General features: G+C 42.4%; 23 protein-coding genes and 1 tRNA gene. 11 read left to right on the top strand and 13 right to left on the bottom strand.

Translation table 11 applies throughout. The annotated features are described in order from the left end of the window. Positions 1–54: 54 nt before the first annotated feature. Both ffh and AC3WJC_RS16985 read left to right on the top strand, forming a co-directional pair. Positions 55–1,383 carry a signal recognition particle protein gene (gene ffh / locus AC3WJC_RS16990; RefSeq protein WP_492400306.1) on the top strand — a complete coding sequence of 443 codons (1,329 nt, stop codon included), beginning with the start codon at positions 55–57 and terminating at the stop codon, positions 1,381–1,383. Positions 1,384–1,467: 84 nt separating this feature from the next. Continuing rightward, the gene (locus tag AC3WJC_RS16985) at positions 1,468–2,091 is read left to right on the top strand and encodes a hypothetical protein (protein ID WP_492400305.1); all 624 of its coding nucleotides are present in this window, start codon (positions 1,468–1,470) and stop codon (positions 2,089–2,091) included. A 23-nt stretch (positions 2,092–2,114) separates the two neighbouring features. On the opposite strand, the gene thiL is transcribed toward AC3WJC_RS16985, so the two are convergent. Both thiL and nadA read right to left on the bottom strand, forming a co-directional pair. Then, positions 2,115–3,155, bottom strand: a complete 1,041-nt coding sequence (thiL, locus tag AC3WJC_RS16980; RefSeq protein ID WP_492400304.1) for a thiamine-phosphate kinase — start codon at positions 3,153–3,155, stop codon at positions 2,115–2,117. Between the two features lie 11 nt (positions 3,156–3,166). Then, positions 3,167–4,159 carry a quinolinate synthase NadA gene (gene nadA / locus AC3WJC_RS16975; protein WP_492400303.1) on the bottom strand — a complete coding sequence of 331 codons (993 nt, stop codon included), beginning with the start codon at positions 4,157–4,159 and terminating at the stop codon, positions 3,167–3,169. Positions 4,160–4,569: 410 nt separating this feature from the next. Between nadA and nadB the strand changes: the two genes are divergently transcribed. Then, a complete protein-coding gene (gene nadB, locus AC3WJC_RS16970; protein ID WP_492400302.1) occupies positions 4,570–6,162 on the top strand; it encodes an L-aspartate oxidase in 1,593 nt (530 codons plus the stop codon). An 11-nt stretch (positions 6,163–6,173) separates the two neighbouring features. Here the strand turns inward: nadB and AC3WJC_RS16965 are convergent. Continuing rightward, positions 6,174–6,249, bottom strand: a tRNA-Gly gene (locus AC3WJC_RS16965). 71 nt (positions 6,250–6,320) lie between these two features. Between AC3WJC_RS16965 and AC3WJC_RS16960 the strand changes: the two genes are divergently transcribed. After that, the gene (locus tag AC3WJC_RS16960; protein ID WP_492400301.1) at positions 6,321–6,833 is read left to right on the top strand and encodes a gamma carbonic anhydrase family protein; all 513 of its coding nucleotides are present in this window, start codon (positions 6,321–6,323) and stop codon (positions 6,831–6,833) included. Here the strand turns inward: AC3WJC_RS16960 and AC3WJC_RS16955 are convergent. The 4 genes from AC3WJC_RS16955 to AC3WJC_RS16940 form a co-directional block, all read right to left on the bottom strand. Then, complete coding sequence (locus tag AC3WJC_RS16955; protein WP_492400300.1) at positions 6,823–8,382, bottom strand: Ig-like domain-containing domain; 1,560 nt, start codon at positions 8,380–8,382, stop codon at positions 6,823–6,825. The two genes, AC3WJC_RS16960 and AC3WJC_RS16955, sit on opposite strands and share 11 nt — an antisense overlap. Positions 8,383–8,578: 196 nt before the next feature. Further along, the gene (gene mnmG, locus AC3WJC_RS16950; protein ID WP_492400299.1) at positions 8,579–10,441 is read right to left on the bottom strand and encodes a tRNA uridine-5-carboxymethylaminomethyl(34) synthesis enzyme MnmG; all 1,863 of its coding nucleotides are present in this window, start codon (positions 10,439–10,441) and stop codon (positions 8,579–8,581) included. Positions 10,442–10,495: 54 nt separating this feature from the next. Next, positions 10,496–12,376, bottom strand: a complete 1,881-nt coding sequence (locus AC3WJC_RS16945; protein WP_492400298.1) for an ABC-F family ATP-binding cassette domain-containing protein — start codon at positions 12,374–12,376, stop codon at positions 10,496–10,498. Further along, on the bottom strand, positions 12,373–13,029 hold the full coding sequence (locus AC3WJC_RS16940) for an NAD(P)H-binding protein (protein ID WP_492400297.1): 657 nt from the start codon (positions 13,027–13,029) through the stop codon (positions 12,373–12,375). The genes AC3WJC_RS16945 and AC3WJC_RS16940 overlap by 4 nt, the downstream gene beginning before the upstream one ends. 85 nt (positions 13,030–13,114) lie before the next feature. Between AC3WJC_RS16940 and AC3WJC_RS16935 the strand changes: the two genes are divergently transcribed. From AC3WJC_RS16935 to AC3WJC_RS16920, 4 genes are all read left to right on the top strand, one after another. Further along, positions 13,115–13,822, top strand: a complete 708-nt coding sequence (locus AC3WJC_RS16935) for a pirin family protein (protein WP_492400296.1) — start codon at positions 13,115–13,117, stop codon at positions 13,820–13,822. Positions 13,823–13,927: 105 nt separating this feature from the next. Next, positions 13,928–14,701, top strand: coding sequence for an MlaE family ABC transporter permease (locus tag AC3WJC_RS16930; protein ID WP_492400295.1), 774 nt, complete (start codon positions 13,928–13,930; stop codon positions 14,699–14,701). Between the two features lie 4 nt (positions 14,702–14,705). Beyond that, positions 14,706–15,497, top strand: coding sequence for an ABC transporter ATP-binding protein (locus tag AC3WJC_RS16925; protein ID WP_492400294.1), 792 nt, complete (start codon positions 14,706–14,708; stop codon positions 15,495–15,497). Then, positions 15,494–16,315: an MlaD family protein gene (locus AC3WJC_RS16920; protein WP_492400293.1), complete on the top strand. Its 822-nt coding sequence runs from the start codon at positions 15,494–15,496 to the stop codon at positions 16,313–16,315. Before AC3WJC_RS16925 ends, AC3WJC_RS16920 begins: the two co-directional genes overlap by 4 nt. Before the next feature lie 3 nt (positions 16,316–16,318). Here the strand turns inward: AC3WJC_RS16920 and AC3WJC_RS16915 are convergent, their stop codons facing one another. From AC3WJC_RS16915 to AC3WJC_RS16895, 5 genes are all read right to left on the bottom strand, one after another. Beyond that, entirely contained in the window at positions 16,319–17,221 is a 903-nt protein-coding gene (locus tag AC3WJC_RS16915; protein WP_492400292.1) for a hypothetical protein, read from the bottom strand. 79 nt (positions 17,222–17,300) lie between these two features. Then, positions 17,301–17,813, bottom strand: a complete 513-nt coding sequence (locus tag AC3WJC_RS16910; RefSeq protein ID WP_492400291.1) for a glutathione peroxidase — start codon at positions 17,811–17,813, stop codon at positions 17,301–17,303. Between the two features lie 45 nt (positions 17,814–17,858). After that, positions 17,859–18,284, bottom strand: coding sequence for an rRNA maturation RNase YbeY (gene ybeY / locus AC3WJC_RS16905; RefSeq protein ID WP_492400290.1), 426 nt, complete (start codon positions 18,282–18,284; stop codon positions 17,859–17,861). After that, positions 18,284–18,706, bottom strand: a complete 423-nt coding sequence (locus AC3WJC_RS16900; RefSeq protein WP_492400289.1) for an ATP-binding protein — start codon at positions 18,704–18,706, stop codon at positions 18,284–18,286. The genes ybeY and AC3WJC_RS16900 overlap by 1 nt, the downstream gene beginning before the upstream one ends. A gap of 1 nt (position 18,707) precedes the next feature. Beyond that, a complete protein-coding gene (locus AC3WJC_RS16895; protein WP_492400288.1) occupies positions 18,708–22,019 on the bottom strand; it encodes a DUF4175 family protein in 3,312 nt (1,103 codons plus the stop codon). Positions 22,020–22,244: 225 nt separating this feature from the next. Between AC3WJC_RS16895 and AC3WJC_RS16890 the strand changes: the two genes are divergently transcribed. Genes AC3WJC_RS16890 through AC3WJC_RS16880 form a run of 3 tightly spaced genes read left to right on the top strand, consistent with a single transcriptional unit; the run spans position 22,245 to position 24,864 of the window. Beyond that, a complete protein-coding gene (locus AC3WJC_RS16890) occupies positions 22,245–22,943 on the top strand; it encodes a response regulator transcription factor (RefSeq protein ID WP_492400287.1) in 699 nt (232 codons plus the stop codon). Next, the gene (locus AC3WJC_RS16885) at positions 22,940–24,295 is read left to right on the top strand and encodes a sensor histidine kinase (protein WP_492400286.1); all 1,356 of its coding nucleotides are present in this window, start codon (positions 22,940–22,942) and stop codon (positions 24,293–24,295) included. The genes AC3WJC_RS16890 and AC3WJC_RS16885 overlap by 4 nt, the downstream gene beginning before the upstream one ends. A 35-nt stretch (positions 24,296–24,330) precedes the next feature. Next, the gene (locus AC3WJC_RS16880) at positions 24,331–24,864 is read left to right on the top strand and encodes an O-acetyl-ADP-ribose deacetylase (protein ID WP_492400285.1); all 534 of its coding nucleotides are present in this window, start codon (positions 24,331–24,333) and stop codon (positions 24,862–24,864) included. Here AC3WJC_RS16880 and AC3WJC_RS16875 read toward each other — a convergent pair. Beyond that, entirely contained in the window at positions 24,859–25,842 is a 984-nt protein-coding gene (locus tag AC3WJC_RS16875) for an alpha/beta fold hydrolase (RefSeq protein ID WP_492400284.1), read from the bottom strand. The genes AC3WJC_RS16880 and AC3WJC_RS16875 overlap by 6 nt on opposite strands. Between the last annotated feature and the right edge of the window lie 85 nt (positions 25,843–25,927).

The raw sequence follows: 25,927 nt of genomic DNA, 5'->3' as shown, positions 1-25,927 counted from the left end.
CATAACTCATAACTAATTGTTAACTTTGCATCCTCAAAAACAGAGGTATACACAATGTTTGAAAATCTTTCGGATAAATTAGACAGGGCATTCAAAGTCCTTAAGGGACAGGGATCGATAACTGAGATAAACGTGGCCGAAACCATGAAGGAAATTCGCAAAGCCCTTCTGGATGCCGACGTAAATTATAAAACAGCCAAAGCCTTTACTGATGATGTAAGGCAAAAAGCATTGGGCGAAAATGTATTAACCAGTATTTCGCCGGGCCAGTTGCTTACCAAGATCATGAATGATGAGCTTACCTCCTTAATGGGTGGTACAGCTACCGAGATCAGCTTTCCGGCTACGCCAACCATTATACTGATAGCTGGCTTGAACGGTGCGGGTAAAACTACCTTTACCGGTAAGCTGGCTAACTTTCTTAAAACGCAAAAAAACAAAAAACCATTACTGGTTGCCGGTGACGTTTACCGCCCCGCGGCTATTGACCAGTTACAGGTTTTAGGCGGGCAAATAGGTGTGCCTGTTTATGCTAACCTGGAATCAAAAGATCCGATTGGTATTGCTAAAGAGGGTATAGCCCTGGCCAAACAGCAAGGCAACAACGTGGTAATTATTGATACCGCCGGCCGTTTAGCTATTGATGAGGCCATGATGGTAGAGATAGAGCAGGTTAAAGCCGCTACTAATCCGCATGAAATATTGTTCGTGGTTGATTCCATGACCGGCCAGGATGCGGTGAATACAGCCAAAACCTTTAATGACAGGCTTGACTTTACCGGGGTTGTTTTAACTAAATTAGATGGTGATACCCGTGGTGGTGCAGCGCTATCTATCAAGTCGGTAGTAAATAAGCCAATCAAATTTATAGGTACAGGCGAAAAGATGGAAGCGCTGGACGTTTTCCACCCTGACCGTATGGCCTCGCGTATTTTGGGCATGGGCGATGTGGTATCCCTGGTTGAACGCGCGCAACAGCAGTTTGACGAAAAGCAGGCTGCCGAACTACAGAAAAAGATACGTAAGAACAAATTCGATTTTAACGATTTTTACAGCCAGATACAGCAGATCAAGAAAATGGGTAACATGAAGGATCTGATGGGTATGATACCGGGTGTAGGCAAAATGATGAAGGACGTAGAGGTTGATGATAATGCCTTTAAAGGTGTTGAAGCCATCATTCAATCCATGACACCATTTGAAAAAGAAAACCCCGACAGCATTAATCAAAGCCGCCGTACACGTATAGCCAAAGGCTCGGGCACTGATATTGGCGAGGTAAACCGGCTGATTAAACAGTTTGAAGATATGCGTAAGGTGATGAAACAAATGAGCAACCCGGCAGCCATGGCCAACATGATGCGCCGGATGCCTAAAATGTAATATTTTAAAATTACTTATAAAAATAGCCGCTTAAATTAAGCGGCTATTTTTATTTTAGCAGGTAATTAAAGCCTGTCACATAATATGCTTAATATTCTAATCGTAATTGCACTTAGTATTATAATTTTTTTTATACTTAAATACTTTCTTCCACAAAAAACGTCTAATCAAAACTATAAACGGACTGACACTGCTAAAAAACCAACAGTTTATAAAGAAAATGATAAAATCATTATTATAAACAACTCTTCTATAGATGATGTACGGAAGGTAATTATTGCTTTTTGCAATACATACAATGACGAATCATATACTTCCATCTTACGCCTGACCCAAATAAGCAATAATAAATTTGCAGTCACTTTTCCTTATGACATTGATTTTGCCACATTTTGTTATGCTGTAAATTACTTAGAATATCCAACAGATATCAAATGGAATGCAAATGTTCGGGCGTGGGCTACAACGAAAAGTAATGACGAATGGATAACTGAAAAAAGCGCCAATAAAAAGGTGATGCTTTATATATCTGTTTTTGATAAAGAGTATGATAACGTTTTTTTAACTACCCAGGATAATATCGGCTATAAATTAGGCTTCGCTGCAGGAGAAGAAATACAATTACTAAACGTGCCTGAAAAACGTTATGAAGATCCGGCTATCGAAATTTATGAAGTAAGTAAGTTAAAGTTTGAAGATTTCGACTAATCGCTTCAAACTTTAATTTCTATTTAACTCTTAAATGCGTTCCATCCCTGCGCGGTTAGCGCGTGTACATTACCGGTTTTGCTAATCAAATTACAGCCTGCTGAAGCCTCGGTAATATGGCCAATGATGGTGAAGTCCATTTTGAACTTAATTTTGTCGTAGTCGGCTTGTTTAACGGTAAACAACAGCTCATAGTCTTCGCCGCCACTCAGGGCACACACAGTAGGGTCAAGGTTGAACTCACGGGCTGTTTCATAGGTCATCGGGTCAAGCGGTATCTTTTCCTCGTAAATATTGCAGCCTTTATCGCTCTGTTTGCAAATGTGTAATACTTCAGATGCTAACCCATCAGATACATCGATCATGGCTGTCGGCTTAACGCCTATTTCTTTCAATAACTCCACAATATCACGGCGTGCTTCGGGTTTTAACTGCCGTTCAACAATGTAATCCTTACCCTCCAGGTCAGGCTGAATGTTGGGGTTTTCCAGGTAAACCAGTTTTTCACGCTCCAGCAATTGCAGACCCATATAAGCACCACCCAAATCGCCGGATACGCAGATCAGGTCGCCATCTTCGGCTGTATTACGGTAAACAATATCCTTTTCATCCGCATAACCAATAGAGGTTACACTAATAACCAGGCCTTGTTTAGATGAGGTGGTATCGCCGCCAACAATATCAACATTGTATTTTTCGCAGGCGATGTACATGCCTTCATACAATTCCTCAATAGCCTCCAAAGGGAATTTGCTTGACAACCCTAATGAAACGGTTACCTGTGCAGCCATACCATTCATGGCATAAATATCGCTCAGGTTTACCTGTATGGCTTTATAGCCTAAGTGTTTTAATGGCGTATAAGCCAAATCAAAATGTATACCTTCCAGCAACATATCGGTTGATACCAATACCTTTTTACCAGCCGGATCAAGCACCGCGGCATCATCGCCCACACCCTTTAAACTTGATGGCTGTTTAAGCTTTATATTTTGAGTAAGGCGCTTTATCAGCCCGAATTCGCCTAACTCCTGTATGTTGGTACGCTCTATATTATCAAACATATTCAATTCTATTATAATCCCAGTTTAGCCGATATTTCCAGCATACGCTCTATGGGTTTTACCGCGTCTTTAATTATATGCTCAGGTACGGTTACCTCGGGCATTTCATTTTTTAAGCACAGGTAAAGCTTTTCAAGCGTATTACGTTTCATGTGCGGACAATCATTACAAGCGCAATTGTTATTTGGTGGTGCCGGAATAAATGTTTTATCCGGATTTTCCTTTTGCATCTGGTGTAATATGCCCGATTCTGTCGCTACTATAAACTCCTTATCAGGCGAATTGGTAGCGTATTTTAGTATGCCTGTTGTTGAGCCTATATAGTCGGACATCTCCAGTATCACTTCCTCGCATTCAGGGTGAGCCAATAGCTTTACACCCGGATGCCTTTCCTTTAAACGGGTAATTTTCTCTCTCGAAAAAATCTCGTGCACCATACAGGCACCGTTCCATAACACCAGGTCGCGGCCGGTTTTTTTAGCTACCCAGGCACCTAAATTTTTATCAGGCCCGAAAATGATCTTCTGCTCTTTCGGTAGGCTTTCCACTATTTGCACCGCATTGCTCGAGGTGCAAACAATATCGCTTAATGCCTTCAGCTCAGCAGTACAGTTCACATAGGTAATCACCAGATGATCAGGATATTGCTCCTTAAATTTTTTAAATAAGTGCGGCGGGCAGCTATCAGCCAGTGAGCAGCCTGCCTTTACATCGGGCAATAATACCTTTTTGTTTGGCGAGAGTATCTTGGCTGTTTCGGCCATAAAGTGTACCCCGGCGAATACGATAATATCGGCATCAGTTTTGGCTGCCTGCTGCGAAAGGCCGAGGCTATCGCCAATATAGTCGGCAATATCCTGTATATCGCCGTCCTGGTAGTAATGGGCAAGTATAACTGCATTTTTCTTCTTTTTAAGTTTTTCAATTTCGGCAAAAAGGTCAAGCGTTGGATCGATGTACTCATCCACAAAACCTTTCACATTTATTTCTTCGAAGGTATCCATTTCAACAAATCAATAAAAACAACATTATTTAATATAAGAAAGAAACTATAATTTATTAAGGTGTTAGTTTTGTTAGAAACTAATGTTACAAAAGTGGCTAAAAGTTGTTTCTACATAGTTACTAACAATTTATTCTAATTATATTTTATATACGTAATTGAATATTAGATGGCTATGATAAACAAGATTTAGTTTATAAACTTTTATGTTAATATTTTCGCTGTGTTAAAAATGTTGATTTCGATGTTTGTAATGCTTATAAATACCTTACAAATTCTGCTCCAACAGCGTAAAACTACGGGTTATCCACGTGTTTATATTTTATTATTTATTTACTTACATAAAATTAACATGTTTTACCCCGCTTACTAACACAAGTATTACTTTTACACAACTATACCTATATATATATGACCCGAAATGTTGATTTCCTGGTAATTGGTTCAGGCATCGCCGGACTGAGTTTTGCACTAAAGGCCGCAAAGCACGGTAAGGTACTGATAGTTACAAAGGCAAATGAGGATGAATCAAACACTAAGTATGCCCAGGGCGGTGTCGCGGTAGTTGTGGATAAAAAGGAAGACTCCTTTGAAAAGCATATAAAAGATACCTTAATTGCCGGTGATGGACTGTGCGACCCTGAAGTTGTGGAAATAGTTGTGGAAGAAGGGCCGGAGCGGATAAATGAAATTATTGATTACGGAACCAACTTTGACAAGACCAATGATGGTATTTATGATTTGGCAAAAGAGGGCGGACACTCTGAATTCCGGGTATTGCATTACAAGGATATTACCGGTTTTGAGATAGAGCGAGCTTTGTTGGAACAGATCCATCAAAATCCTAATATTGAAATACTTACACATTATTTTGCTGTAGATCTGATCACGCAGCACCATTTGGGCAAGTTTGTTGATAAGTCATCAACAGATATTACCTGTTATGGTATCTACGCCTTTAATACCGAAACTAATGAGGTGGAGAAGATACTTTCAAAGGTTACGGTAATGGCTTCCGGTGGTGCCGGGCATATTTATTCGGTAACTACTAACCCTACCATTGCTACCGGCGACGGTGTGGCTATGGTTTACCGGGCTAAGGGTAAGGTGCGTAATATGGAATTTATACAGTTCCATCCAACGGCTTTATATAATCCGGGAGAGTACCCTTCGTTCTTAATATCTGAGGCCGTGCGTGGTTTTGGCGGTATATTAAAGCGTACCAACGGCGAAGAATTTATGCAGGAATATGATGAGCGAAAATCATTAGCGCCACGTGATGTGGTGGCCCGTGCTATCGATTCCGAGATCAAAAAATCAGGGGAGGATTATGTTTACCTGGATATCAGGCATCGCAGCAAAGCTGACATCATCCAGCATTTCCCTAACATATACGCCAAGTGTTTGGATATTGGTTTGGATATGACAAGGGATATGATCCCGGTGGCACCGGCATGCCATTATATGTGCGGTGGTGTATTGGTAGATCATTCCGGCCGCTCATCAATTAACCGCTTATACGCTTGCGGCGAATGTTCATCAACCGGTTTGCACGGTGCTAACAGGTTGGCATCTAATTCGTTATTAGAGGCATTGGTATTTGCCCACCGTATCTATGAAGATGCGGCCAAAGCCTTTGACAATGCCGAAATACCTGAAAACATACCCGACTGGGATGAAAAAGGCGTACAGTTATTGAACGAGGATATTTTGGTAACGCATAACGTGCGTGAAATGCAAAAGGTGATGAATGATTATGTTGGCATCGTCCGTTCGGATTTCAGGCTGGAAAGGGCTATGCGCCGGTTGGGTTTATTATATGAAGAAACGGAAGAGTTTTACAAACGTACTAAGCTGTCGGTAAAATTATGTGAGCTGCGTAATTTGATACAGGTATCATACCTGGTAGTAAAATCGGCCATGAAGCGTAAAGAGAGCAGGGGGCTGCATTATACTACCGACTATCCGGATCATGCGAAGGAATTACAGGATACCGTTTTTTAGTAGCAAAAATATGGAGCGAAAAACGGGATTCGAACCCGCGGCCTTCAGTTTGGGAAACTGATGCTCTACCAACTGAGCTATTTTCGCTTGATAGTATCAAACATATAAAATTAATCAATCAATCAGTAATGCATTAATTCAATAACTCAAAATAATATATGCCTGTTATACTACCGGTAAAAGATAAGTCGCCAGGTTGGGGAAGTGATTGTTTTATAGCCGAGAACTGTACCATTGTTGGTGATGTAACCATGGGCGATAATTGTTCGGTATGGTTTAACGCGGTTATAAGGGGCGATGTGCATTACATTAAAATAGGTAATAATACCAATATTCAGGATGGGGCGGTTATACATGCCACCTACCAAAAAGCTCCCACTAATATCGGTAACAATGTATCAATAGGGCATAACGCTATTGTACACGGCTGTACCTTGCACGATCATGTTTTAGTAGGTATGGGTGCGATTGTAATGGATGATGCCGTGGTTGAACCCTTTGTTATCATCGGGGCGGGGTCTGTTGTATTAGAAAATACCATTTGCGAAAGTGGCTACCTTTACGCAGGTACACCCGCCAAAAAAATTAAGCCATTAACTGATGAGCAGCGGGAGCTACTTACCCGCCTACCTAATAACTATATAATGTATTCCGGCTGGTTTAAGGCGTAACCGGCTCTTTAGGTATAGTTATCGCCTCCTCAGCATCCCAATTCGGGCGAAGGGTTATTTCTTTATCATACAGCCAAATATTCTCAGGCTGCCGGCCTTCTAAAACGTTACCGCTATCCCAACGGCCGTTTTTGTTGGCATCATATACCACCTTTACATGGTATTTGCCATTAATGTAGTTGTTATATACTACTGATGAACTTTTGGTAATTACATCGGTACGTAATATCGTTTTTTCATCACGATAAAGTTGTATCAGGTAGTTTTTATTAGGTTCTGATACGGTTAGTTTTAAGGTTAAAATGCTATAATTTTCCGGTTTATCAATGGTGAATTTTTTAACAACTGCTTTATTTTTATTCTCAAATAAATCGGTTAAGGCATCATCCGCGATAGCGAGCTGATAGGTTACATTCTGCTTCCACCTATATTTTAAAGTTAACCGGCGGGACGTGCTGTCCTTGGTTATGGTGAAGCCGCTAACTGTTGCCGAATCTTCTTTTAAAGAGATCAGTGGAGCATTGATCGTTTCAACAGGCAAGTTAGCTGTGATCAGCAGATCGGTACCTGGTTTAAGCTTATTATCGCTGCCGGTATTAAAGTTAAGTTTAACCCCTTTCTGAAAGCTCTCTTTACGGTTTTTGCGGAGCGTAACGGTATCTAATGGCTTATTGTTATCGGCCACCTGTATGTTAACCGAATCAAAGTCCATGGTACGCATGTACATGAGCGCGGTATCACGCTTGCTGCTGAACTCCAGTATCTTTTGGTTATCCAAGTTAGCCGGATTAATTATTTTGACGGTAGGCCTTTGTAAGGGCTTATTAAAAGCAAGGAGTATCTTGCCATCAACATCAAAACGCCTGTCCACAAAACGAAAATTAGTCGGCTCTTGCTGAAACAGCCGTAGTTGAATGTTAGAAGTATCTTTTGTAAGATTGATCGTATCCTTAATAAATCCGACCAATTCCGCCTCATTATCATAAACTTTATTGGGCGATGCTTCCTTTAAGGCATAAATGCGGTAGCGGTCTTCTTTCAGGTTATTTAAACTAAAGTTACCTGATGAATCCGTCAGTGCAAATATGGCCGGTTTTTTCTTTTTATAGAATGCGGTATCTCTGCTCAGCGGAAAGAGGAGCACAGAAATATCTTTCTCCTTTAGCTGTGTTTGCGTATTGGTAACCGATCCACTGATGCTTAACGAATCGATATGCGGCCCTGTTGAAAATACATAGGTAAAATTTTTAAGCGCGTTTGATTCATTTACGTCTGCAATGGATTTGCCAAAGTTTACTACGTAGGTTGTATTTTTTTGCAAGGTATCCTGAAAGTTGATCACCAGGCTTTGGCCACGGATATTATACTCCGGCAATTTCTCCTGTGCCGGACTTATGCTGATTTCCTGGTACTGATTACTAAGCTTAAAAAATTCGTCAAATTCTAACGTTATGCTTTTCGCGTTAAAGTTACGTGTCATGTTAGCTGGTGTCGCCTTTAAAAGTTTTGGCGGGGTTAGGTCACGCGGGCCACCTTCCGGCCTTTTCATATTAGCGCATCCCAATAATAAAAATATAGAGATCGCAACAGGCAAATATTTACTAAAAACAGCTACTTTTTTATTTGACAGCATTTTTAAGGCTTATAAGCGATTTTTTGTTTCTTATGAATACTGATATTAAAAAATAAAAATAGCGCCTTAAAAACGATATTTTATAATATATTGAATATCAGTATATTATGTACTATTTTGTTATATGAACCATTAAAACTGAAATATCCGATGGCGAAACGCCCGAAATACGTGAAGCCTGGCCTAAGGTGCGTGGTTTTATCTTCATTAATTTTTCTCGGGCTTCTTTTGAAACAGATACCAATTGATGATAGTTAAATTCAGGATTGATCTCTTTGTCCTCCATCTTTTTCATACGGGTAACAATGTCGAGTTCCTTTTCAAAATAACTCTCATATTTAATTTTTATTTCAGCCTGTTCAATAGTTTCTTTATCATAAGCTGATAATAATTCATTTAAGGCATCATCCGTTGTTCTCAGATCGTTTATGGAAACCTGTGGCCTGCTGATTAAATTAAATAGCTTAACATTTTGTGATATGGGTGCTGTGCCAAGCTCATCCAATAAATTATTAACCTTAACCGGCTCTACTGATTTGGTTTTAGTATACGCCACAATATTATCAGAGTTCCTGATTTTATCATTTACCTTTTGTAAACGCTCATCACTAATTAAGCCCAATTGATGACCGATAGGAGACAGCCTGATATCCGCATTATCCTGGCGTAATAATAAACGATGCTCGGCACGTGAGGTAAACATGCGGTAAGGTTCTTCCGTGCCCTTAGTTACCAGGTCGTCAATCAACACGCCTATGTATGACTCCGAACGCTTCATGATAAGTTCATGCTGGTTATGCACTTTTTGATGCGCGTTGATACCGGCAATAAACCCTTGGGATGCCGCTTCTTCATAGCCGGTAGTACCATTAATTTGTCCGGCAAAGAAAAGATTGCTGATCAGTTTAGTCTCCAGCGTTAAGCCTAATTGCGTAGGCGGGAAGTAATCGTATTCAATGGCATAACCAGGACGGAACATTTTGGCATTCTCGAAACCTGGTATTTTAGTGAGTGCCTTATACTGTACGTCTTCCGGTAACGACGTAGAGAAACCATTTACATAGATCTCTACCGTATTTAATCCTTCTGGTTCAACAAAAATCTGGTGACGTTCGCGTTCCGCAAAGCGATTGATCTTGTCTTCAATAGATGGGCAATAGCGAGGGCCTAAACCTTTAATGCGCCCGGTAAACATAGGAGATTTTTCAAACCCCTCTTTCAGCTTTTCATGTACCGCACTGTTGGTATAGGTGATCCAGCAGCAACGTTGTTGTTCAATTTGTTTAACATCAGTATATGAAAAACGGCCACGTTCGGCATCACCCCACTGTTCCTCCATTAAGGAGTAATTGAGGCTACGCCCATCAACACGAGGGGGAGTACCGGTCTTCATCCGGCCTGCTTCAAAACCTAATCCAGTTAATTGCTCCGTTAATCCGGTAGCTGATTTTTCACCGGTACGGCCTCCACCAAAGCGTTTCTCTCCTATATGAATAATACCATTTAAAAACGTTCCATTAGTTAATACTACAGAACTGGCTTCAATCTCGACACCTATTGATGTACGGACACCATATACAGTATTACCCTTAACGAGTAGAGAGCTTACCATATCCTGCCAAAAATCAACATTAGGTGTATTTTCTAATGCCATGCGCCATTCTTCAGCAAAGCGCATACGGTCGCTTTGCGCACGAGGGCTCCACATGGCGGGGCCTTTTGAAAGGTTCAGCATCCTAAACTGAATGGATGTTTTATCAGTTATTATACCTGAATAACCACCCATCGCATCAATCTCGCGCACTATTTGCCCTTTAGCAACACCACCCATAGCGGGGTTGCAGCTCATTTGGGCAATCGTATTCATGTTCATAGTAATCAGCAGAACAGACGAGCCCATGTTAGCTGCCGCTGCTGCCGCCTCGCAACCTGCGTGGCCAGCACCTACTACTATTACATCATATTTCTTAAACATATGTCCTCCTGTTCCACGTGGAACATTTAATATTCACATGTTCCACGTGGAACGTTATCCTTCAATCAATTCCGTTAGCTCAATCCAACGCATACTTTTTTCATCTAACTGACTATTTAAGGCAGCTAACTCAGCCAATATTTTTGTTAATTCATCGCTGCCCAAGTCCGAAGCGTTTAACTTTTCATTGGTCTGTTTGATTTGCTCCTCAAGCTTTGCTATATCGCCATCTAAGCTCTCGTACTCGCGTTGGTCTTTATAACTTAGTTTATTTTTTTTAGGAGTTTCAACCAGCATAGGAGCAGCTTGGACAGGCTTTACATCAGCTTTTTGCTTGGCTATCTGCTTTTCCTCTTCTAACTCGTTACGATATTCGGAGTAATTGCCATTGAATATACGCACATCGCCACTGCCTTCCATGATAAAAAGCTGTTCGGTAAGTTTATCCAGCAGGTACCTATCGTGCGAAACCAACATTAAAACACCGCCATAACCGGTTAAAAACTCTTCCAATACATTCAGCGTATCAATATCCAAATCATTAGTAGGCTCATCCAGTATCAGGAAGTTAGGGTTTTTCATCAGGATGCTCATCAGTTGCAAGCGCTTCTTTTCACCACCACTCAGATTACCTATAAAACCATGCTGTTTTTTGGGCGGAAACAGAAATAAAGTGAGCAATTGAGAGGCTGAGATCATTTTTCCATCAGCCATGGTAATATATTCAGCAACGTTTTTTACCACATCAATTACCCGCTCATCAGCTTTAAAAGTAATGCCTGATTGATGGAAATAACCCAATACAGTAGTTTCGCCCTTAATTACTTCGCCGCCATCAGGTAATAAACTACCGGTGATCAAATTCAGTAGGGTAGACTTACCACTACCGTTTTTGCCGGCTAAACCAATGCGATCACCCTTTTTGAATACATAGTTAAAGTCTTCAATAATGGTTTGTCCGTTAAAGCCTTTATTAACGTGCTCAAGCTCCATTATCTTATTGCCTTGCCTTGCGGTTTTTACGCTTAGTTCAACCTTGGCCTTCGCACCTGCACCTTTGGTTTTTTCTTCCAACTCATAGTAGGAATTGATACGAGCCTGAGATTTTGTACCGCGTGCCTGGGGCTGCCTACGCATCCACTCTAATTCTTTTTTAAGTAAGTTGCTGTTCTTTTGAAACTGAACTTCATCATTTGCTTCACGTTCGGCCTTCTTCTCTAAAAAGTATCCGTAGTTACCAGCATATGTAAATATTCGGCCTTTATCAATCTCTATGATCTCGTTACATACATTATCCAAAAAATAACGGTCGTGCGTTACCATCAGGATGGTTTTATTGCCTTCAGTAAGTAATTTCTCCAGCCATTCAATCGTATCAATATCCAGGTGGTTGGTTGGCTCATCGAGTATGTACAGATCTGGATCCTCGATAAGTAAACGGGCCAAAGCCAAACGTTTCTTTTGTCCGCCGGATAGGGAGGCTATATTTTGATTGAGATGATGAATATCTAATCGGCCTAAAATAGTTTTGATCTTGTACTCGTATTCCCAGGCATCCACCTCGCTCAGCTCTTCCATTATTTTTTCAATAGCTTTACTGTTATCCGGGTCATTCTCCAGCAATTCCTCATAGCGCTTTATCAATTGCTGTTGAATGTTATCCTCACTAAAAATATAATCGCTAATAGTAACAGCACTTTTAAAGTCAGGATCCTGCTCCAGGTAACCAACCCGCAAATCGCGCGCGCGTACAGCTTTACCTTCAGTTGGGTTTAACTGGCCCGAAAGTATTTTTAATAAAGTTGATTTGCCCGCGCCATTAACGCCTACCAATGCTACCCTACGACCACGGTTTATGCCGAGGGTCATGTTTTTAAATAGCCAGTGGTCATGAAATGAATGGCCTAAATTTTCTCCTGAAATGTACGTACTCACGCTAATTGTTTTATTTTATCGGTAGTGTAAACAAACACACCTTTATTATTGGATAATGATTGGTTAAGCATCGCGACAGCAACAGTTTTTGCCTTAATACTCTTGTATTTTTTTAAACCGCCAACAAGCAGGGTGTTGATTACGGTAAAAACTACATTCGCTATTTTTTCGCCTAAACGAGGCTTATCACGCTTGCCCTCTAAAAAAGAAGGCTGGTATATATGCAGACTTTCAACCCCGGCAGCCTTAATGTCATTTTCTGCATCACCTTTAGTTTTCAAATAAAAATTTGATGACGAAGCATTAGCACCTATAGCCGAAACCAAATGATATTGATTAACACCGTTTGTAGCAGCTAATTGTGCCAGTTTTACCGGATAATCATGATCTATCTGCCTGTATTGTTTGCGGTCGGGTGTTTGCTTTTGCGTAGTGCCCAGGCAGCAAAATACCGCATGCCCTTTTATCAGGTCGGCATACCTATCAAGCTCAGCAAAATTGATAATTGCCTGCGTAAGCTTTGTGTGCTGAACAGGTAATTGCCGGCGGTTAAGCAGCAATACCTCATCATATTCCGGGTGCTGCAAAAGCATGGTCAGTAAATTACTGCCAATAAGTCCGCTTGCGCCGGCTATAATTGCTTTGTATGCCATATTGCTTAAAAATTAAGCAAAAATACGCATAAATTATTTGTGGAATAAACATTGAGTGTTTGAACATGTATTAAATAACATTAACATGAAAAAGTTATTACATCCTGCAGATCAGCGAGGTTACAATGATATTGGTTGGTTAAAGGCCAACTTCTCGTTCAGCTTTGGCCCTTACTATGATCCTGATAAAATTCAGTTTGGCGCTTTAAGGGTACTTAATGATGATATAATAGGCCGCGGTCGTGGATTCGGCGCGCATCCGCATGATAATATGGAGATCATCACCATAGTGCTTGATGGTGCTTTGGAGCATAAGGACAGCATGGGCAACACCGGTATTATTAAAGCGGGAGAGGTGCAGGTAATGTCTGCCGGTACAGGTATCACGCATTCTGAATATAACCCTTTGCATGACAAGGATACCAATAGTTTGCAGATTTGGGTTTTCCCAAAGGAGCGCAATATCAAGCCGAGGTATGACCAAAAGAGCTTTACGGATGCCCTTAAACTTAACGAACTGATTACACTTGTATCGCCTGATAAGGGTTCCGGTGCTTTATGGATCAACCAGGAGGCTACTTTTAGCATGGGTGATTTTGAAGCAGGAAAGAGCATTCAGTATGATATTAAAACACCCGGTAACGGAGCGTATATTTTCTTGTTGGAAGGAGCTGTAAAAATTGACGGCGCTGAATTAAACAAAAGGGACGCGCTTGGTGTTTATGATACCAGTTCTGTAACCATTGAAACCGTTGCGCACTCGCGTTTACTGATACTTGAAGTACCGATGTAATGCTACCCCGCCTGCGCATATTATCCATGTGTTTATCACTGAACAATGTTACTTAAAACAAACAGGAATGTTTGTGTGTAGTTGCTGATTATAATTTTGATGTATATGGCAGAGCAGGTAATACCAGCATGGAAAAAATGGCTGGAAGGGATCGGTGAGCAGGGCGTGTTTTTTACGCGCTTTGTCCGCAATATTTTTGCCGGTGGCTTTGAATGGTCGGAGTTTGTGCGCCAGTGTTACGAGATAGGCTATAAATCATTAACCTTGGTGGGGATCACCTCGTTTATTATGGGCTTGGTGCTGATACTGCAATTGCGACCTACCATGGTTGAGTTTGGTGCCGAAAGCATGCTGCCGCGCACCCTATCCATAGCCCTGATACGGGAGATAGGCCCGGTTATTACAGCTATTATTTGCGCGGGTAAAATAGCGTCCAGCATAGGTGCAGAGCTGGGCAGTATGAAAGTTACCGAGCAGATTGATGCCATGGAAGTATCGGGCGCTAACCCGGTGCAGTACCTGGTGGTTACCCGTATCATTGCTACCGCCATCATGGTGCCCTTGCTCACTTTGGTTGGCGATGTGATCGGTTTATTTGGGGGCTACATCGCCATTAATCTAACTGATGATACCAGCTTTTACCTCTACTTTCATAAATGTATCGCTTCTATCGAGTTTATTGATTTTATACCGGCATTCATTAAAACTATATTTTTTGGCTTCGCGATAGGTTTTGTGGGATGTTATAAGGGCTATAACTCCAACAAAGGGACGGAAAGCGTGGGCATTGCAGCCAATTCTGCCGTGGTAACCGCCTCGCTTTGGATATTTGTGATTGACGCTATTGCTGTTCAGGTAACCAACGTATTATACTATTGATACCATGGCGCAAAAAAACGACATAGCAACAGAGCGGCAACCAAACAAGGTTGATAATAACGAGGTAGTAATCCACATTAAAGGTCTTAAAAAATCCTTCGGTGATAAAGAGGTGCTGCGCGATATTAACCTCGACCTTAAACGCGGAGAGAATGTGGTAGTATTAGGCCGCTCGGGCCAGGGAAAATCAGTAACCATACAATGTATAGCCGGATTGCTTACACCTGATGAAGGCGAACTTGATGTTTTTGGCGAACCGGTTGCGGAAATGAATGAGGATGAGCTGAAAGAATTGCGCATCAAGCTCGGTTTCCTGTTTCAAAGTGGTGCTTTGTATGATTCCATGACGGTACGTGAAAACCTTGAATTTCCGCTTACACGCGTTTTAAAGCTTAAAGACCATCAAGAGATCGACCAGCGGATAGAAGAGGTGCTGGAGGGCGTAGGATTGGCTGATGCGGCGGATAAAATGCCGTCTGATCTTTCGGGGGGTATGCGTAAGCGCATCGGCCTGGCGCGAACGCTTATTGTAAAGCCGGAGATTATGCTGTATGATGAACCCACCACCGGGCTCGACCCCATCACCTCGCGAGAGATCAGTGAGCTGATCCTGAACATGCAGAAAAAGTATAAAACATCATCCATCATCATAACCCACGACCTGGAATGCGCCAAAATTACCGCTGACCGTGTTGTGGTGATGAATGATGGCGAATATATAGCCGAAGGCACATACGAAGAGCTGCAGGCCTCTGATAACGAATTTGTACGATCCTTTTTTAACGAACAGAAATGAAAGCAACCCCATCCCAAAAAATAAGAATAGGTTTATTTACCGTGCTTGGCATTGCCGTACTTGTTGCCGCCATATTTTTAATAGGCAGCCAGAAAAGCATGTTTAATTCCACCTTTAATGTTTACGGTGAATTTAAAAATGTAAGCGGCTTACAGGTGGGTAATAATGTGCGCTTTGCCGGTATAAACGTAGGGGTGGTTGAAAACATAACCATTGTTACAGACAGCATGGTTCGGGTTGACCTTACGCTGAACAGCAACGTGAATAAATTCATCAAAAAGGACTCTAAATTGAGCATTAGCAGCGATGGCTTAATGGGGGATAAGCTGGTGGCCATAGCACCCGGCGGTGTAAAAACTCAGGAAGTGGTACAAAACGGCGATAAACTGACGGCCGTTAACCCGCTGGATGTGGATAAGATGATTAACAAACTAACCAAAGTAGCCGATAACGCCGAGAAATTATCAGCGAACTTGTCTGATGTGGTTTATAAAATCAATCATGGTAAGGGCAGTATAGGCCGGTTGCTAAACGACGATAAGATAGCTGAGGATCTGCGTGGTACGGTTAAGCAGGCCAAATCAACCATGAAAACGGTTGATGCCGCGACTGTTACCCTGCACGAAGACCTGAAGGCCGCACAAAACAACTTTCTGCTGCGTGGTTTCTTTAAAAAGAAGGAAAAGGCCGCCAAAGCCAAACAAGATTCTATCCGCAAAGCCAATGAAAAGGCTGAAAAGGAAAAGAAGAAAGCCCAGGAAAAAGCGGATGACGAACGTAAAAAACAGGAAGAAGAGGCTAAGAAAAAAGATAATTGATGATCACATGCCTTCTTTCAAATTCATCAAGCGTTTTACAAAAGTTCTGATTAAGTGTTTAGGGTGATCATTGCCTATCAACCTTTCTACAGCTAATGTATCGCCTGAAAGGGTATAATTACAAACGAAGCTTGAATTATCGTATTGGTATGTGAATTTGATGGTATGTTTCTTTGGATCGAGTGCATATTGATAAGGTGGTACGGCTATACCGCCGGTTTCATTATATGAACCAAACTGGCCAAAATAGGCTTTTAAATTTTTGCCGGATGTTACGCTGTCATTTAAACGCTCTTCAATTTGTACCCATTCAATGGGATGATTATTAAGCCAATCACCCATCAATTCGTTGGTTGTGTTCCGGTAATTAAGTAAGGGCGATATCAACCGCCACGAAACCACGGCGAGAATGACAATATTTATTGTCCATTCAATATGTGAGAATTTAAGCTTAGACGTTTTCGATAGGATAAGCATAATGATAGCGTTTACCCTACGCCATTCTATTGCAAATATCAGCAGGTTTAACAGCAGCAATACCGCGGCAATTAACTTAGTCGCATCCCATAACTCCAACGCATAATTAATCAGGAATACATTTAGCGTAACGGGTAACATCAATATTGCGCCTAAAAAAGCAGTCCTTCTGAAAAGCAGTAGTAATGCGGATATCAGCTCAAAAAAACCTAACAACACCTCAAACCACGGTGAATGACCTAAAAATGCCCATGCTAAAACTGTCCCAGGCGTTTGCTCAAGCGGCAATAATAAGGAGTTGGGTGTTAATATGAATTGAGTACGGAGTATTTTGGTAAACGCGTAGGGCAGCATGGTAATTGCCAAAGGGTATCGCACCAGCAAAAGGTATAGCCCTGGTTTTTTTAAAAATCGCAAAAGGTTTTTCATTAGGCCTTTAACGCTCGCTTAATAAGCGTATTACATAATTCAATCAAATAAAAAAGGCGCCTGTCAGGCGCCATATCAATTATAATGCATTTGTTATCTCCGGAGATAGCGGAGTTGTTTTTGAGCGATAGCGGTGGATTAGCTTGCCGTTTTCATCGATCAGGAATTTTTCAAAGTTCCATTTGATCTCGCCCGTGAAGTCGGGGTTTTCGGCAGTGGTAAGGTAAGCGAACAGCGGACTGATATCATCGCCCTTAACACTTACTTTTTCGCTAAGCGGAAAGGTTACGCCGTAATTTTTCTGGCAAAATGATTTGATCTCCAGGTTAGCGCCGGGTTCCTGTCCGCCAAAGTTATTTGCCGGGAAACCGATTACCACCAGCTTATCTTTATACTTATCAGCCAGTTTTTGCAGTTCGGCGTATTGCGGGGTAAAACCACACTCCGAAGCAGTATTAACGATCAGTACCTTTTTACCCTTGTATTTAGCCAGCGAAAATTCTTTGCCTTCGATTGATTTCACCTTAAAATCGTACACGCTTTTTGCCGGTGTAACAAAAAGCAGCGCCAGTAATATGGTTAATGTTTTCATATTTTCAATAAATTGATAAAGAGATTTATAACGTAAAATTAAGCATTAAAATGAGCGTTTGCTCAAATAAAAATCCTCTTTTTGTGTCATGATTTTTTTATCCACCGATTTTTTATCACCATAGCCCACTAAGTGTAAGGCTCCGTGAATAATTACGCGATGCAGTTCATCTGTCGCGGTTACGGCAAATTTGGCGGCGTTTTCGCGCGTGCGCTCAACAGAGATAAATATGTCGCCGATAATGGTGTTTTCAATCTCGCTATTGTCAAACGTTACAATATCGGTATAGGTATCGTGGTTCAGGTACTGTTTATTGATCTCGATCAGGTAAGCATCTGAGCAAAAAATATAATTAAGTTCCTTTAATTTATATCCCTCTGCTTCAATGGCATCTTTTAACCATTGCCTTACTTGTGTTTTGTGCTTCAGCTTAAAATGTATGTCCTCTTCAAAAAATTGTATAGCCGGCATTATATCTTAAAGTGTAGTTCAATTTCGTTACCGCGGCTGTTAAATATGCATTGGTCTGCCAGTTGCTTTAAAATAAATACGCCGCGGCCGGTAAGGTTTTCCAGGTTCTCAGGCGCTGTAGGGTCAGGCAGATGGTTATAATCAAAACCCTCGCCTTCGTCAGTTACCGTCCAGATAATACGTTTCGCATCGGCTTCGGCATTTACAATTACAATTTTGCTTTCATTTTGCTTGTTACCATGTAAAATGGCATTCATAACGGCTTCATTAAGGCAGGTCATCATGTTAGCGAAAACATCATCGCTGATATGATATCTATCGGCCAACTCCTCTATCAAAAGTTCAAGCTGGTTAATGCTCTCGAGTTTTGACGGAAGCTGCAACGTATATAGTTCACTGGTGTGAACATTATCTTGTTCCATTTTACTTTCCATTAATTTGTTCAAAGTAGGCTTGTATCTTGCTTTTATAATATAAATTGAACGCCGGCGACACGGTGCGCAGTTGCTCAGTTTGCTTGGTTTTTTTTTGTTGGTAGTTTTGTAAGGCCTTTATATAACCCGGCGGCAAATTTTTGCCCGCGGCACTCTGGCGCTTATTATCCTGTTCTCGTTGCTGCTCCGCCTTTTCGGCATCAAGCAAACGTGTTTGTATTTGCTGCTGCCTTTTAACGGTTTCCTCGGTTATTTTTCTGTTTACGATATCGTTTTCCGTTTGTTCCATTTCTTTTGAAATTTTATCCAGATCGCCCGGTGCGCCGCGCCCGTCTTTGTGCTGTTCACGGTTGATCTGCTCAAGCGCCTGGCGAATTTGCTGCTGCTGCCTTGCCATGCGTGCAAGTTGTTCGCTTACACCACTTTGCCCCTGGCCGCTTTTGCCCTGGTTGCCCTGCTGCTGCATTTGCTGCCGGGCCTGCTGCATGTTTTTGTTAAGCTGCTGTTGCATTTTTGCCAGTTGCGATATCGATTGTTGCTTTTTGCCTTTGCCGCCACCCTGGCGGTTTTGCATATTCTGCAATTGTTCAAGGGCTTCACTCAATAGTAATGCCAAATTGTTCATGGAGGTCATGGCGTATTGCTGGCTCCGGTTAGCTTCGGCGCTCCTTCTTTCGCCCATCAGGTTAAGGGCCTGATCAATCTGCTCATTAATGGCTAAAACCTCCTTGTTTACGGCCGATTGTATTTGCGGCACGCGCTTACTTAACGCGTACAGGCTATCTTCAGCCGTTTTAAGGTTATCCTTAATATCCTTTTGCCCCTGCGCCAGGCCGGGATAACCAGGATCAGTAGGGTTAATACCCCGTAAGGCAAGCATCAGTTTTTCCTGGGTAAATGAGCTGTTTACCAGGCTTTTTAACAGTTCGCGTAGCTGTTCGGCATTAACGTTGTTCTCGCTTTCTTCGCCATCCTGCTGCTGTTGCTGCATTTTCGAGGCCATTTGCTGCATTTGCTTTGCTGCCTGCTGCTGTGCTTTGGCCGCTTTTTGCTTAGCGTTTTTTTGCAGGTTTTGCTTGCTGTCATCCATTTGTTGATCAACGGCATCGCTCTCCTTTTGCTGATCTTTCAGATCCATTTTTTCGCTCAGCGCCTCATTGTCTTTTTTGAGCTCATCAAGCGATTTTTTGATCTCCTTAAACTCTTCCTTCAGCTTTTGCTGCTGTTGCAGCAATGTGTTTTTATCAGTTTTTTGTTGCTGTGTTTGTTCTGCAAGCTTTTGCTGATCCTGAGCTAACTTGTTGATTTGATTAATATTCTGCTCAACTTTTTGATCAAAGGCCAGTTTTTTATACAGTTCAAGCACGCGGTCGAGTTCCTTTTTCAGGGAGCGGTTGTCCTGCTGCATTTTTTTCAACTCATCACGCGTATCGTCCTTAGCGCCTTTATCCATTAATTCCTGCAGATTTTTCAGTAGCTCCTGCGTTTTAGGATCAAGCACATTGTTGAACAAGTCGGCAATTTGTTGCTGTTTTTGTTGCAATTCGGTACTCTGCTGCTGGTTTTCCTGCCGGTTGAACTGGTTTTTTCGGTTCTCGTCCTGTATCTCTTTTACCAGGTTATTCAGTTCGGCCCTTTTTTGCATCAATTGTTCTACCTGCTTCTTTTCTTCAAAGCTTAAATTATCCTTATCCAGCAATTGCTGATTTAGTTTTTGCGATTCGCGCTCTATTTGCGCGGCCAGCTTAATGGCCGATTGTGTTTTGTCGGCAACAGCCTGCGATCCGGCTTCCAGTTGCTCAGCAAGCTGCCTGGCATCGGGGATATTCAGGGTTTGTTCCAGGGTACGTACACGCTTTGGCCCTGATACAGCATCATTATCCGCCACCTCAAAATAATAGGATACTTGAGCGCCTTCAGCGAGTTTAAGTTCTTTTAGATCCCAGAAAAAGAAAAACCCGGTTTGGGTTCGCGACAGATCCGCCTTTACCGGTAAACGGTAGACTTTACCGGCAACACGGTAGTTAAACGTTAGTGATGAAAAACCATGATCGTCCTGTATCGCCCCGTTAAAATAAAAGGCCTTACTGCTTACCGAATCCTGTTTTTGCTCAGCGGATATGGACGGAACCAGGTCAGCCACTACATTAATATTGTAAGCCGATGAATCAGTATTACGCTTAACCGCCTGGTTTGACGCGCTTATTTTGTATGATATGTTCTTAATTATTTTTTGCCGGTAAGTAAACAACCCATCAGCCACCGGGCTAAGATGGTGTTGTGCTTGCCCCACAGTAAACGCCAGTGCCGAAGCATGTTGGGTTTTTATCCGCCAATTCACTATAGTACCCGCGGGAATGCTGAGATCTCCGGCATTGGCTATACTTTCCGGCTGCTTATGTAAGTAGGCGGGATATTGCAGCTCGGCATCAAAACTTACCAGCGTAGGCTTATAACTTACATTGACCACATAAGGCACTGATTGGTACCCGTTGGCCGATAGCTTGAACGGAACGTTACGCTGCAGGTTTTTAAAGGTGTAAGTAAAACGGCTTACCGATTGCTTTTCGAGCTTAAATGTATTGCCATTGTTTTCGATATACACCTCGGCCGGCAGGTTGTTGCCTTCCAGTTTAAGCTCAAGGGTAAGGTCATCACCCTGTACGGCGGTTAACGATTGGTTTTGCAACACGAACCGGAATGGCGCTACGGGCGCGAAATATTTATTATGCTTTAACAGCCGTTCGGTACTATCTGTAAGTATGGATGGCGCGGCCAACGCGATGATGCAGATAGCCCCTAAGGGTATCAGCACCCATTTAAGATACCGTTTATTCTCCTTTAAATTAATAGCCGATGGAAAACTCACCGGGTTAAGCTCATTGATTTTCTGATCAATACCAGCCTCAAGTAGTTGCCGGTGAGCTGGGTCTGCCAGGGCTTGCTTTTTTAGCTGGAGGGTGTTCAGCAGTTTATCATTCACATTGCCAAAATGCCGGCCTATGATAACCGCGGCCTCATCATAGGTAAGTGTTTTGCCTATACGCAGCCAGGCCAGCAGGGAGGGTATCACCAGCCAGACTAATAAAGCAATGTTTATCAGTATAAAAAGGTAAAAAATAACCGAACGGAGGATAACATTAAAGTTGCCAAAATACTCGGCCAACGCAACCACAAGGTATAACGAAAATAAGCCCGCGCCCAAAAAAATAATGCCCCGCAGCAAATTGTTAAAGTAATACTTCCGTATAAAAGTATTTACCTTAACTATGAGCAGGTCAAAGTTATCGGGCGCGTTCATTAATGGTGTTTCCGCAGGTTAATTGTATGTTAAAAACGAAAGTCTGAAAATAAATTGTATTGATGTTACGTATCAAAAAATAAAATGATGTTTAGCCGGATTATTTTAACTTGATTAACCCCTTGACGGCTGTTAAGCAACTTTTTAACTTCAAACCGTATTGCTCCGAACTTAATTACTTATAATTGGTTTAATAAATACCACAATTGCCGTTAAAGCCGCAGCATGATATTAAAAGATAAGAAAGTTTTAGTAGTTGAAGATGAGCCGGGGCTCGCTTCGGTTATCAGCAGAGGCCTTGCCGCGGCGGGTATGGAAGTAAGTATTGCCGCTGATGGCAACACCGGGCTGCAAATGGCCACTAATTACCAGTTCGATCTGCTGATACTGGATATTATGCTGCCGGGTATAAATGGGGTACAGCTATGCCGGGAGATCCGCAAAAAGGATGATGCCATACCTATTGTTATGCTCACCGCGCTTTCAAGTACCGAAAACGTTATCACCGGGTTAGACAGTGGTGCTGATGATTACATTGCCAAGCCCTTTAAACTTGCCGAACTGGAAGCCCGCATACGCACACTGCTGCGCCGCAGCCGTAATAATACCGCCCCAAAGGATCTGATAGTTGTTGCCGACCTTGAGGTTGACCTGTTATCAAAAACAGCTAAGCGCGGCGATAAACAGATTAGCTTAACCGCTACGGAATACCGCCTGTTGGAATATTTTGTGAAGAACCCCAACAAAGTACTATCACGCATCCAGATACTGGAAAATGTATGGGATATTGATTTTAACATGGGTACCAACGTGGTTGATGTGTATGTGAATTACCTGCGCAAAAAGCTGGATAATAACTATGCCACCCGCCTGATACAAACGGTTTTTGGAATGGGCTACATGTTTAAAATTGATGGTGAATGAAACTACAGAGTAAAATAACGCTGCTGTTCTTCGCTATATCAACCGTAGGGTTGCTGGTGATGAATGCCGCCATTTTTTACTTTGTATCTGAATTTAACTTTGAGGATTTTTTTAAACGGCTGGAAGCAAGGGTGCGCTTTGCCGCTCAAATAAAAATTCACCCGGATGGGCGTACCGCTGTTTATGCGGAGGCAAAGCTGCGAAACCTGGAAAAGCTGGATGGAGAGCGTGATTTTGTGGTTAAAATGGAGCCCAACGGCGAATTTAAAAAGCCCGTAAATCTGCCTGCAGATTTTTACAATAGTATATTAAGCGGTAACCGGGCGCGCTACAATCGCAATAATCATTTTTATGCGGGTGCTTTGTTTATTACCCCTTATGGCAAGTATGTAGTAATAGCCGAAGCGATAGACCCATACGGTTATAAGGAGCTAAATGAGTTGAGAAAGATACTCATCCTCATTTTTATTGTATCGGTGATACTGGCCTATATAGCAGGCTATATATTCTCGTATTATACAACCAAGCCCATACGCAGGCTCATAAAAAGTGTTAGAAACATAACCGCCAACAACCTGCACCTTCGCGTTAAAGAGGATGGGGGCAAGGATGAAATAGCCGAACTTGTTTCCACCTTTAACAATATGCTTAACCGGCTCGAAACCGCTTTTGAAACGCAGAATAACTTTGTGAGCAATGCCTCGCACGAGTTGCGTACGCCACTAAGCATTATAAGCGGCGAAACAGAGTTGCTGCTTGCCAAAAAGGGATTGAACGATGAGGCCATAGCCAACGCGAAAACTATTTTGATGGAAGCCGAGAAGCTTGAAAATATACTTACCAGCTTGCTTGGGCTGGCACAAAGCGGGTTTGACGGCAAAAAGCAAAACTGGCAATTGATCCGTGTTGATGAACTGGTGATCACTGTTGCCGACTCTGTGAAGAAAATTGCGCCGGAATGTGTGATCGATATTGATTTTTCGGCTTTGCCGGATGATGACAGCCAGTTACAAACCGAGGGCAACATGAACCTGCTGCACCTAGCCATTAGCAATATTGTGATGAATGCTTGTAAATATTCCAGCAATCAGCCGGTGCTGTTAAAAATAGCGTCGCAAGGCGGCACCATCATTATTACGGTTATCGACAGGGGCATCGGCATACCAAAGCAGGAACAGCGGCATGTTTTTGAGCCATTTTTCCGCGCATCAAACACCGGTAAGTTTGCCGGTTATGGTATCGGCTTACCGCTTACACTCAACATTATCAAACTGCATAAGGGTGCGATAAATATTATATCTGAAGAATTGCAGGGCACCGAAATGCAAATATCGCTTCCGGTTGTTGTTTAGTCCGAACATCGCTCGTTATAAATTGTTATAACAGTATGAGTGAGCGCAGGATAGAAGTGATAAGAGGAGATATTACCCAACAACATGTTGATGCTATTATAAACGCGGCTAATACCTCGCTGCTTGGCGGTGGTGGTGTTGATGGAGCCATCCACCGTGCTGGTGGCAAGGCGATTTTAGAGGAATGCATCAAAATTAGTGATAAGCAGGGCGGCTGTAAAACCGGCGAGGCGGTGATTACTACAGGCGGCAAGCTGCCTGCCAAATATGTTATACATACCGTTGGCCCTGTATGGAGCCAAAGCAGTGCCGGCAAGGCGGCATTATTAGCCAACGCTTATAAAAACAGCTTGAAACTGGCGGTAGAAAATGGTATTAAAACTATCGCTTTCCCCAATATAAGCACAGGCGTTTACCATTTCCCCAAGCCTGAGGCTGCGGATATTGCCATTGAAACCGTAGCTGATTTTTTAACTTTAGATAGCACCCTTACCAAAGTACTGTTTGTCTGCTTTGATGAGGAGAACTACCGGCTATATACGCAAAGGCTGGGGGCCTCTGAATTATAAATTATTTAAAAGGTCCTTCAAAAACTGCTCAGGTATTTGCCAGTGCGGTACGTGCTTAACACCGGGATAACTGATGAGTTTAGCACCCGGTATTTTCTTAGCCGTTTCGGGAGCCAGATTTTTATAGTTGCCATGTTTGGCCTGCTCTTCCGGCGATAGGTAGGCTTTGCCCACGATGGTATTATCCTCCAACCCAATAAACAAAACAGTTGGTACCTTTAGGTTACCAAATTCGTGGCAAACAGGCTGTTCAAATATCATCTCATACGTTAATGCCGATACCATGGCATAGCGAGGGAAATCGGCGCTCTTGCTCACATTGCCACCAATTTTTACCAGGTAATCATACTCGGGTTTCCACTCGTTAAAGTAGGATGTCTGGTAATACTTCTTTACACTTTCGGCAGTAGTTTTAAGTTCGCTTTTATAAAGTTCTTCGGCGCTTTTGTAGGGCACGAACAACAGGTAATCTTCCAGGCCGATCGGGTTTTCAAGCAAGAGCTTTTGAACTGTTTCGGGGTACATCAGCGTAAACCGGGTAGCCAGCATGCCACCCATGGAGTGGCCGAGGATGTACGCTTTTTTAATGCCCAGCGTGTCCAATAGCCTTTTATTCAGCCATGCCATTTTGTAAAAGCTGTAGTGTATAAAAGCCTTTGATGATTTGCCGAAACCCAACTGATCGGGCACTATCACACGATAGCCTTTTCCGGTCAACGCTTTGATCACATTGGTCCAGTAATAGCCGCCAAAGTTTTTACCATGAAAAAGCATTACCGTTTTGCCGTTCGCGTTAGCTGCTGGGGGCACATCCATATAAGCCATGCGCAGATCCTGCCCATCGGTATTTACCGGCAAAAATTTTACCGGGTAAGGGTAGGCCACGTTATCAAGCGTAATAGAGATGGTATCCGGTTGCGCGTAAGCGCCTAGGCAAAATATGGCGGCAAAAAGGGTAAGTACAATGTTTTTCATCATAGTAAGATACAGCTTATCCCATCAAAAGTTTATCCTTAAAGCAAAAACGCCCCCTGTTTTAGCAGAGGGCGTTTATAATCAGGTT

Source organism: Mucilaginibacter sp. FW306-07-L (assembly GCF_058782065.1).
The sequence above is the reverse complement of the archived record's forward strand: the minus strand, read 5'-3'. Positions and strand labels throughout refer to the sequence as shown.